Origin of the sequence: Paenibacillus humicus NBRC 102415 (genome assembly GCF_004000905.1) — a bacterium.
In the GTDB taxonomy this organism is placed as follows: domain Bacteria; phylum Bacillota; class Bacilli; order Paenibacillales; family Paenibacillaceae; genus Paenibacillus_O; species Paenibacillus_O humicus.
Genome location: NZ_BIMD01000085.1, coordinates 1 through 10,101, shown reverse-complemented (window position 1 = coordinate 10,101; position 10,101 = coordinate 1). Strand labels below are relative to the sequence as shown.

At 59.7% G+C, this 10,101-nt stretch carries 8 protein-coding genes and 1 pseudogene; 3 read left to right on the top strand and 6 right to left on the bottom strand.

Going from position 1 to position 10,101, the window contains the following annotated elements; translation table 11 throughout:
* Window positions 1–217 precede the first annotated feature (217 nt).
* A complete protein-coding gene (locus PHU01S_RS25055; protein WP_127510436.1) occupies window positions 218–1,363 on the bottom strand; it encodes a Gfo/Idh/MocA family protein in 1,146 nt (381 codons plus the stop codon).
* 135 nt (window positions 1,364–1,498) lie between these two features.
* Here PHU01S_RS25055 and PHU01S_RS25050 point away from each other — a divergent pair, with 135 nt between their 5' ends.
* Entirely contained in the window at window positions 1,499–1,738 is a 240-nt protein-coding gene (locus PHU01S_RS25050) for a hypothetical protein (protein WP_127510434.1), read from the top strand.
* Window positions 1,739–1,894: 156 nt separating this feature from the next.
* Here the strand turns inward: PHU01S_RS25050 and PHU01S_RS25045 are convergent, their stop codons facing one another.
* Entirely contained in the window at window positions 1,895–3,712 is a 1,818-nt protein-coding gene (locus tag PHU01S_RS25045; protein ID WP_127510432.1) for a glycoside hydrolase family 30 protein, read from the bottom strand.
* 203 nt (window positions 3,713–3,915) lie between these two features.
* Between PHU01S_RS25045 and PHU01S_RS27035 the strand changes: the two are divergent.
* Window positions 3,916–4,089 (top strand): annotated as a pseudogene (locus PHU01S_RS27035) (hypothetical protein); the annotation flags it as partial.
* 94 nt (window positions 4,090–4,183) lie between these two features.
* On the opposite strand, the gene PHU01S_RS26940 reads toward PHU01S_RS27035, so the two are convergent.
* Complete coding sequence (locus tag PHU01S_RS26940) at window positions 4,184–4,315, bottom strand: hypothetical protein (RefSeq protein WP_281279859.1); 132 nt, start codon at window positions 4,313–4,315, stop codon at window positions 4,184–4,186.
* A gap of 112 nt (window positions 4,316–4,427) precedes the next feature.
* Between PHU01S_RS26940 and PHU01S_RS25035 the strand changes: the two genes are divergently transcribed.
* Window positions 4,428–4,874, top strand: a complete 447-nt coding sequence (locus PHU01S_RS25035; RefSeq protein WP_076359387.1) for a hypothetical protein — start codon at window positions 4,428–4,430, stop codon at window positions 4,872–4,874.
* A 228-nt stretch (window positions 4,875–5,102) separates the two neighbouring features.
* Here the strand turns inward: PHU01S_RS25035 and PHU01S_RS25030 are convergent, their stop codons facing one another.
* The 3 genes from PHU01S_RS25030 to PHU01S_RS25020 form a co-directional block, all read right to left on the bottom strand.
* On the bottom strand, window positions 5,103–6,305 hold the full coding sequence (locus PHU01S_RS25030; RefSeq protein ID WP_127510430.1) for an MDR family MFS transporter: 1,203 nt from the start codon (window positions 6,303–6,305) through the stop codon (window positions 5,103–5,105).
* A gap of 163 nt (window positions 6,306–6,468) precedes the next feature.
* Window positions 6,469–8,097: a response regulator gene (locus PHU01S_RS25025; RefSeq protein ID WP_127510428.1), complete on the bottom strand. Its 1,629-nt coding sequence runs from the start codon at window positions 8,095–8,097 to the stop codon at window positions 6,469–6,471.
* Window positions 8,072–9,952, bottom strand: coding sequence for a sensor histidine kinase (locus PHU01S_RS25020; protein WP_076359384.1), 1,881 nt, complete (start codon window positions 9,950–9,952; stop codon window positions 8,072–8,074). The genes PHU01S_RS25025 and PHU01S_RS25020 overlap by 26 nt, the downstream gene beginning before the upstream one ends.
* Window positions 9,953–10,101 lie beyond the last annotated feature (149 nt).

Below are 10,101 nucleotides of genomic sequence, written 5' to 3'. Positions count from 1 at the left end.
ATCCACGAATAACGGATTTGATGTCCGATCGGAGTCCACAATGGAGCTGATAGCCACGAATAACGGATCTGATGTCCGATCGGAGTCCTTTCTGGAAGCGGCGTTGTCGATAACGGACAGGTTCCGGCCAATCGGTGCAGCCCAGGGGAGTTCCAGACCATCGAGCTTGCATTGCTCCGCTTAAAGAGCCTGAATAGGTCATTCGGGACGCCCCGGCTCAGTCCTGCCTGATCGGAGAAACCTCTACCGGAAATCCTCCGCCGCGCATCGAGGCGGCAGCGGCGACGCCGGTAGCCACGCTCATGCGTCCCGCCTCCGGCGTGGCGACAGGCTCACGGCCGTCCAGAATCATGTCCACGAAATCGCGGCAGATCTCCGGATCGGCCCCGCCGTGTCCGCCGGTCGCCTCCTTGATTTCATAGACGATATCGGAATGCTCCTGCCACTCTCCGGATTTCCGGGTCTGGACGTACACCTTGTTGTCCGGCTCGGAATTCTCCATCCTTCCCTTGGTCCCGATGAAGACATAGTTGCGCTGATAATCAGGCGTGAAGTGGCATTGCAGGTAGGAGGCCTTGATGCCGCCCTCCAGCTCCAGCATGACCATGCTGTTGTCCTCGACATCGATTTCCTTGCGGAACGCGCAGCGGTCCATGCCGGGAATGAACTGCGCCTCCGGACAGGTCTGCTTCAGCTCGCACTGCGGGCAGGTCAGCGTATCCGGATAGGAGCCGCCGTAATAATCAAGCCCGCCCATGGCGGATACCCGCTTCGTATACCTGCCGGTGATCCAATGGATGATGTCGATGTCATGGGAACCTTTTTGCAGCAGCAGCGACGTTGTATTGGCCGAGCTGCCGTGCCAGTCGTGATAGTAATAGCTGCCGCCCCGCCCGACGAAATGCCGCACCCAGACCGCCTTGATATCGCCCAGCACGCCGGAATCGGCGATTCCCTTCATCGTGCGGAACATGTTCATGTAGCGCATGTTGTGGCCGGCCATGAGTCGCTTGCCCGCTTCCCGGGCCGCCTTCAGAATCCGGTCGCAGCCCTCCGTAGTGATGGCCAGCGGCTTCTCGCAGAACACATGCTTGCCCGCCTTCAGCGCGGCTATGGCGAACTCCTCGTGATACCGGTCAGGAGCCGTGACGGCGATAGCGTCGACATCCTCCCGCGCCAGCAGCTCGCGGTAATCGGTCGTCACGAACGCGTCCGGATTGACCTTGCTCCTGAACTCCTCCAGACGCTCCATGCTGATATCCGCCCCAGCCGTCACGACGGACCGCCCGTCCGGCTGATGCCAATAGCCCGCCAGATATCCTCTTCCTCCTACGCCGATCATGCCGATACGAACCTGCTTCATGGTGGATGGCCTCCCAGCCGAAAATAGGTAAGGCCAAGACGGAAGTAGACTCCGCCTCAGCCTGCTTGCTCCTTGAAAAGGGTTGATGCCTGAATCTTGAATACGACCGATAATCAGGCTTTCCATGCCTGAATCTTGAATACGACCGATGTTCAGGCTTTCCATGCCTGGCTCTTGAATACGACCGATGATCAGGCTTTCTATGCCTGGCTCTTGAATACGACCGATGATCAGGCTTTCTATGCCCGGCTCTTGAATACAATCGATGATCAGGCTTTCTATGCCTGGCTCTTGAGTACGACCGATGATCAGGCTTTCTATGCCTGGCTCTTGAATACAATCGATGATCACAGGCTTTCTATGCCTGGCTCTTGAATAGATCTGTCCAGGAAAAGGGCTGTCTATGTCCCTCTCTTGAATAGACGGATGTACGGAGCTGTCTATCCGGCTCTTGAAAAAACGGTTCGGGGCATTCTGCCTGGCCTTGCAGCAAGCCGTCTTGCCGGGCTCCCGGATGCCTTCCGGCGGCTGTCAGCTGGACGCCGTCAATACGATGCGGGAAATCTGCTTCTCCCAGCTGTCGGAGCCGCTCAGCTCCACCTTCAGATATTGGGTGCCGGCGGGGAGAAGGCTCTGGGCGCTGTACTGCTTGCCGTACCACTTGCTGCCCGTATACACTCCTGCCGTGCTGACATGGACGACCGGAGTCCAGCTGACGCCGTCGGGAGAGGAGTAGAACGCGACTCCGTCCCAGATGCTGAACTGATAAAGGGATGCGTTGAAGCCCGTCATTCCCGGCAGCTTGTAGACGAGGCTTTCCGTCGTGCCGGCCGTGCGCTTGACGCGCGAGGCGTCTCCGTTGTAATAGATTGTGTTGGCCGAATCGAAGGCCAGGCCGGCCGTATGCGAGAACGTCTTCGACCAGTCGTTCAGCTCGTCGGCCACCGTCGTGACGGCGGGAGCAGGCGACCCGTTCTGGCCGGTGAACGTGACGACGCTCTTCGCCGGGATGCGGGTCTGGTATTGTCCTCCCGAGAGCGGGATCGCTTGCCCTTGCGCGAGGCTGAGGCTGTCATTGGTCGTATAAGGCGTAATGGAGCCTGCGCTGAAGCCGGTCGGAGACAGGTTCAGCTCCGCCGTGGCGTCGCTGTCGTTGACGGCCACGATGACGAATTTGCCTGTGGCGGGATCCTTGTAGGCCGATGTGTACAAGCCCGACTGCGGGCTGTCCGGCATGCCGATGCGGACGTAGCCCGGACGGATGAACTTGCTGTAGTTGCCGATCGTATAAAAGCGCTTGGTCAGCTTGTAGGTGCCGGCGGCGAGGTCGACGTTGATGAGCCCCTCGTCGTTGTCGCCTGGAATCGCTCCCGTCCAGTACAGCCAGGCGTTGACGCCCGTCTTCGTCATGAAGGTGTGGAGCTGCTTGGCGAACTTCAGTCCCGAGCCCATTCCGGGATCGTAGCCGTCGACCTTGGACACCTCCGTCATCCATACCTTTTTCCCTTTGGACTGGGCGGTGGCGAACGGATCGGAAGGCAGCTCGGCGTTCACGACCGGAACGGGATAGTTGTGTCCGGCCACGATGTCCAGCCTCTCGGCCGACAGCGGATCGTTCAGCGAATCCTTGACGAGATCCTCGGACCACCAGGAAGACTCGCCCACGATGACCTTGGTGTTCTGCACGCCTGCCGCGACCATCGCCTGCTTGAGATGATCCTTGAGAAACACCTGGAAGTTGGTGGAGTTCCACTGGCTGGAGTCCCAGCTGAGGAAGGTCATGGAGTTCGGTTCATTGGCCACGGATACTCCATACATGTCGATGTTGTACAGAGCCTTGTACTGCTTGACGAACTGCGAGAGCAGCGCGGCGAAGTCGCCGTAATTCTCCTGCTTGAGGTAACCGCCGTTCGTCGTCTGTCCGTTGGTCTTCATATAGGCCGGAGGGCTCCAGGTGCTGGCGACGATCTTGTCCACTCCCCGCGCCTTGGCCTGCTGCATGACCCATACCTGATCCTGATGCAGGCCGAAGTTGTACTGGCCCGGCGCCGTGCTGTAGTCGGAGAATACCGCTCCGCGCAAGATCGACAGCCCGATGCCGCTGTCCTGCCGGAACAGCAGATCCATCACTTGGCTGCGCTGGGGCTCCGGCAGGTCATAGACCGCATTGGACCATCCCGCCTGCGAGGCTCCGATTCCGTCGATCGACTGCTTGACGTCGGTCCAGTTGATCGAGGCGCTGGCCGCCGCCTCCGCTCTCGGCCCAGCCGTCCCCATCAGCAGCGTGCCGGCGACTGCGGCCGCCAAAGCCGTTCTCCCCGCCTTTTTCCTCCACCGTTCTCTCATCATTCCTACCGCCTTCCATTGAATTGGTAGATTGCAGATTATGCGATGCGAGCTTGTGCATGCGGCCTTGAAAGCCGCATCTACATTGTAGGAAGGACGGGGCGCCGCCCTCTACCTCGTTCGTGACTTTATGCTGACAGCCGCATGACTACTTATGGGGAAGCGGGGTTGGCCTGGGGATTTACATTTTCCCGCAGCCATGCTGAATGAGGATCAATTTGCAAGTTGGCATTCACTACCATTCAGGGCTGACAAAAGAAAGAAGGAGCCGCATGGAGACGGATCATGCACGCGGGGACCTGCGCAGCACCAAGGAAAGGCTGCTGTACGCAGCCGTCGACCTGATCGCCGAACAGGGATACAAGGGCACCACGACAAAGGTGATCGCGGCTGCCGCCGGCATGAGCGAGATGACGCTGTTCCGCCACTTCGCAGCAAGCAGAGTCTGCTTGAAGAAGCGCTGGACCGCTTCCACTATGCCGGGCAGATGCGCTCGATCTTCGCTTCGCGGAACAGTTGAAGGGCGATCACTATGCCGACCTTCTGCTCGTCGCCGCCTCCTATCATGAGATCATGAACCGCAACCGCAAGATCCTGAATCGTCATGAAGGAAGGCAAGCAGATTCCGGGCTTCGCCGAGCGCGCGCACTTTTTAGGCCTCGATGTTAGTGAATGCTAACAACCACTCCCATTTAACGAAAGAAGGAAGGATACTCGCATGGAAAACGAATCGGCTTCCCGACGAGCCGCTCAGGGTGAAGCTGGCCTAGCAGAACGGGACGCTTCCTCAGCAGATGACGGCAATGCCGGCAAGCTCGTCCGTCTGCTGTGCGTCATTCTCCTCTTCTCCGTGACGAACGTCACGATGTTCAATATGGCGCTGCCGGAAATCTCGCGCGCGTTCGCCCTTCTTCCGTCGGAAGCCGGCTGGGTCGTCACCGGCTATTCCATCGTCTACGCGGTCAGCGGAACAAGCACCGCCAGGATCGGCCTCATCCTGTTCCCCGCGGCGATGAGCGCCGCGCTGCTCGGCCGGTACGGAGGCAGGATGGCCGAACGAAAGGGAAGTCTGCCGGTCATCGTCAGCGCCCTCCTCCTTGGACAGCGCTGTGGACGGAGCCGCAATCGGCAGCCCGATCAACCCGATGGCCTTGCCGGAAGCTGAACGATGAAGGATAACGGATCGCTGTCTGTCTGCCCGTCAGCAAGCGGATGACAACCAAAAAAAGGCAGCCCTTCGAGGAGAAGAGCTGCCTTTTGCTGCGTCAAGCCCCGCGGCGGCGAGCACTACCCGCATCGCATCCGTCCAGACCCGCATGGCGGTTTGCATAAGGCCCTGAATTGCAGGGAGTCCTCAAGTGCGGCAAACCTATGGGACCTCGTCCTCTCCGCTCTAGGGAGCGGCGGCACGGAAGGCAGGACTGTCGCTTCCCCGGACCGCCGCTTGGCGGCCCCCCGATCCATAAAAGAACGAGGAGCAGAGAAGGATAGCCGCGATGAGGCTGAATGCAGCGGCTCCGGTCGTTGTATCGATCAGCCAGCCTCCCAGCAGCGGCCCCAGGAAAGCGCCGAAGTTGCCGAAGGTCTGGGCGCCGAAGTACGCCCCGCGCAGATGCTCGGGAGCCAGTCTGTCCACCAGCATGCTCGCAGCCGGATAATTCAGAATTTCCCCGATCGTGAAGAGGATCATCGAAACGAATAACAGAGGGACATTCGGCGACAGGCCGAAGCCGACGAGGCCGACCGCGAACAGCGCGTTGCCCGCATGGATCGATGCGATGGTGCTGAATTTCTCCGCGAGCTTGGAGAGCGGAAGCTGCAGCAGGATGACAGTCATGGCGTTGGAGGTCAAGAGCCAGCCGAATATTTGGGCTCCCTGCTCGAAATTTCCCTGCAAGTGCTGAGAGAGCGTCACGGCATGCTGGCTGTAGCCGATGCCCACGAGAACCGCGCCGGCGATGTACAGCTGCAGCACCCGATCGCGGCGGACGGCATGCCAAGCCGAGCCGATCGTCGCCCTCTCCTTTTTGGCCCCCTCGATATCCTTGATGCCGAAAGCGTTCATCATCGCGAACAAGACAAGGCCGTACAGCAAATAGATGAGGCCGGTGACGAGAAAGGGGAGCGGGCCGCTGCCGACGCCGAGATAAACGCCGAGAAGCGGACCGACCGAAACGCCGACATTCCCCATCAGATAGCGCATCGAAAATACGTTGAACCGGCGCTCCGGTTCCGTCAGATCTCCCATCAGCACCTGCGCGACCGGCTCGAACCAGGAGCGGCAGAGGCCGTTGAGCATGCTGAGCAGGAGCAGCAGCACCGGCTGCTTCGTGAAGGCGAACCCCGCGAACACGGCGCTCCAGGCGAACAGCGAGATGAACATGATGAGCCTGCGGCTGTAGCGATCCGACAGCGCCCCGCCGACGAACCCTCCGAACGTGCCGGCGAGCGCTGCGCTCATATCGGTATTCCTGGCGAGATAAAGGGCGAGGAACGGCATGCTCATCGAGGTCGCGATGCGGGAAATCATCTGCCCGACGAGGAGCGACAGGACAATGGGATGGTAGGAGCGCATAAAGATCTGAATGCGATTCATGGTTGAACACCGCGCTTTGCAGATAATGAGTCCGATAGAGACTATCGTCTATCATAATCGATCGCTCGGCCCTGTACCATCCAAAATCCGTTCGGCCCCGATCGGAGGTCAACCGGAGCGCCCGGCCAGCTAAGATCACCCTATCCTTCCGCGTGCGGGTTCCTCACTCCTCCGCAGCGAATCCGTCTCCGCCTATCGCCAGCTTGCGGTGCTGCTGGGGTCCGACGCCGTATATTTTCTTGAACATCTTGGAGAAATACGAAAAATTGTTGTAGCCCATCCGGCGGGCGACCTCGGAGATCGGCACGGAGGAATGCGCGATGATCTCGCCGGCGATCCGCATCCGCTCCTGAAGCAGATAGTCGGTGATGGAGAGGCCCGTCTCCTTCTTGAACAGCCGCGAGAGGTAGGCGGGATTCAGGAAGCAGTATTCCGCCAGCATCTCGCGGGTGATGTTCTCGCCCAAATGCCCGGCGATGTAGGCCTGCAGACGTCCGATGACCGACTCGCCATGGTCCAGCGTCTCGTTGAAGCGGCGGAGCATGTCCAGCGCCCAGGCCTCCAGCTGGGGCAGGGAACGCGGCGGCCCTTCCAGCGGCTGGTCGGAGCCCAGCTCATGGGCGGACAGCCCTTTTTTCTGCAGCACGTAGAGCATCACCTGAAGGAAGCAGAGATAATAGGCCTGAAGCTCCGCGCCGCCCATGCTCCGGTCCGCCGCCATCTCCGCGAGCGAGGAGCGCAGGAGCGCCTCGACCTCTCCGATCCGGCCTTCCTCAAGCAGCATCGCCCAAGCATTGAATTCCGGCAGCCTCGTCTGCCGCCGGCCTGGGCGGTGATGCTGCGGCTCCGCTTCCTCCCGCAGCCAGTTCACCGGCTCGGAGCGGCTCAGGTTGTCGTATTCCTGAAGCAGCAGCCTCCTGTACATGGAAGCCAGCTCCTTGAGCTCGGCCGGCTCTCCGAGATAACACGAAATGCGGCAGTTCAAATGATCCATGCAATAGGCCGCATACCGGACGCACAGCTGTCCCGCCTGCGCCAGCAGGGAGGCGGGAGCTTCCCCGCCGCCGTAGAGGATCGCGACGATCGCTCCCTGCTTGCTCTGGATCACCTCTCCTCTTCCTCCCTCCAGCAGGAACTCCTTGGCCGACTGCCGGATCGCATACTCCAGAATCTCCTCATCGCCGGCTCTGAGCTCGCGGTTCCAGCTCTCCACGCTGATCAGCACCGGCAGCAGCCTCTCGCCCGGCGCCAGCTCGACGCCGTGCGCCTCCATCAAGGAGCGCTCATGGTCGCGGGATACGGTGATCCTCTTGGCGAGCAGATCGTACCAGAAGCGCTCGCTGAGCAGCGTCTTCTGTCTCGGCCACAGCTCCTGATAAGGCTGGAACCGATCGCGGATCTCCCTTTCCTTGCGGGTCTGGCCAGCCCGCTCGAGCGCTCTGCCAAGCGTCTCCTCCAGCACCTCGTAGCCGATCGGCTTCATCATGTAATCGAAGCTGCTGAGCTGGATCGCCCGCTTCATGAACCGGAAGTCCGCATGGGCCGTGAGGAAAATGACCTCGGTGTCGGGATGGTGCTCCCGCACCCACTCCAGCAGCTCGATTCCGGTTCCCTTCGGCATCTCGATATCGCAGATCATCACATCAATGCGGCATTCGCCGAAGACGGCGATGGCCCCTCTCATGTTGTAGGCCTCCCGCACATCGCTGACTCCCAGACGGCTCCACTGGACTCCGTCCTTCAGTCCCATGACGGCATACATCTCATCATCCACGATCAACACGCGATACATCGATGCCACCTCCGTTAGATTGGTTCCTATGCGCTCCGTCCAAAGGCAGAACGATGACGATCCGGGCACCTCCAGCTTCCCTGTTCGAGAATTGCAGGCTGGCGGAGCTTCCGTACAGAAGCTTCAGGCGATGATGCACATTCCAAATGCCGAGATGCTCGTCTCCCGAAGCCTCGAAGCGCCTGCCGCTCTGAAGCTCCTTGAGCACCTCTTCCGGAAATCCGCCTCCGTTGTCTTCGACGACGACCTGGAAGCTCCGGCCGCCTCGGTCCGTTCCCGCGCTATCCTTGAATCCGGTTCCATATCCGTCCGTTCCGCCGTTGTCTCTGCTTCCTTCCGCTCCCTCCGCTCCGGCTGCCGCCGCTCCGGGATCATGCACCGAGATGCTGATGCGGAAAGGCTCGTCCATGAAATCGAACCCATGCTTGACGGCATTCTCGATGAAAGGCTGCACGAGCAGCGGCGGCAGCAGCTGCTGCTCCAGCTCCTCGTCGATATCGATATCAAAGTCGATTCTTCCCGGGAACCGCAGCTGCTGGATGCGCAGGTAGCTGTCCATATGCTCCATCTCTTCGCCGACCGCTACGAGCGAGCCCGATATGCGGGTGGTGAAGCGGAAATATTTGACCAGGTTGAGGCACATCGACTGGATCAGGCCGAAATTGCGGATCTGGGCCAGGCTGTACACGACATTGATGCTGTTCAGCAGGAAATGGGGATTGATCTGCAGCTGGAGCTGCTTGAGCTCCGCCTTGTGCACCCGGATCTGCTCCTCGTACACATTGATCTTCAGCTCCTCGATTTCCTGCACCATATCGTTAAAGGTTTCGTTAATTATGGCGAATTCGGTCGAACGGGCGGGGCTAAGCCGGTATTTCCAATCGCCGCGCTTGATGGTGCGCATCCCGCGGATGAGGCTGTTCATCGGCTTGATGATGACATGATTGAGATAGAGGACGCACAGCAGCAGCAGGAATCCCGCCAGGAACGGCATAAGGCTGATGTAGGTCCGGTATTTGGACAGCTTCTGCAGGAGCCGCTGCTCCGGAATGAAGGCGCTCAGCGTCATGTCGGTATCCTTGACCCGGTTGCTCACGACCAGATAATCCTCCTGCTTCAGGCTCAGCGTCTGGTAATCCCGCTCGGGGGCGACACGCAGCGAGCCCGCTTCCGAGCGGGTCAGCGGAGAGGCGAGCACGAGGCTGCCGCCGCTGTCGGAGAAGGCGGAAAAGCCGTGCTGCCCGAGCTGGATCAGCTCCAGCGGCACGCTCAGGCTCTCCAGCTTCACGAAAGCCCCCAAATAATAGCCGTAGCCCGAGTCCACGAGCCGGATCAGGGCATGCTTGTCCCCGTAGCTGACCAGCTTCCACTCCCTCAGGTAGGGGCTGTCCGGCTTTGCTTTCGATACGACCTCATAGATGGACTGCTTGATGAGATCCATCTCCTCCAGATACAGCGTCCGGATGACGGTGTTGAACATTTCCTTGGTCTCCGTGGAATAGACGAACTGCACGTCCACGCTGCTGTCGTACCGGTGATAGCGGGACAGGCTGATCAGGATCCGGTTTTTGGCCAGCTCGTATTCGATCTTGTCGTTGCTCTTGCGGGTGTCCGAGAGCGCGAGAATGTTGGGATCGTCCATCGCCAGATTGTAGAGGAAGTTCGACTCCCGGCTGAGCGAGGTTTGGATCTGATTGGAATACAGCGTCACCATGTTCTTGTTGGATTCGGCCACCTGCTCCCGGACGACGCTCGTCGCGGCCAGGTTGTTGTAGATCAGGATGAACAGCAGCGGAACCGCCAGCAGAGCGAAGCCGATGGCGAGCTTGAAGCGAAGGGAGCGTTTGCTGGACAAAGAGTACCGCCTCCGGATCAGAGTGAGGAAATGATGGCAATAAAGCGCATTCACAGCGCCTTTTGGCTTGACTTTCTAGCTTGACTTTCTAGCTTGACTTTCTAGCTTGACTTTCTAGCTTGACTTTCTAGCTTGACTTTCTAGCTTGA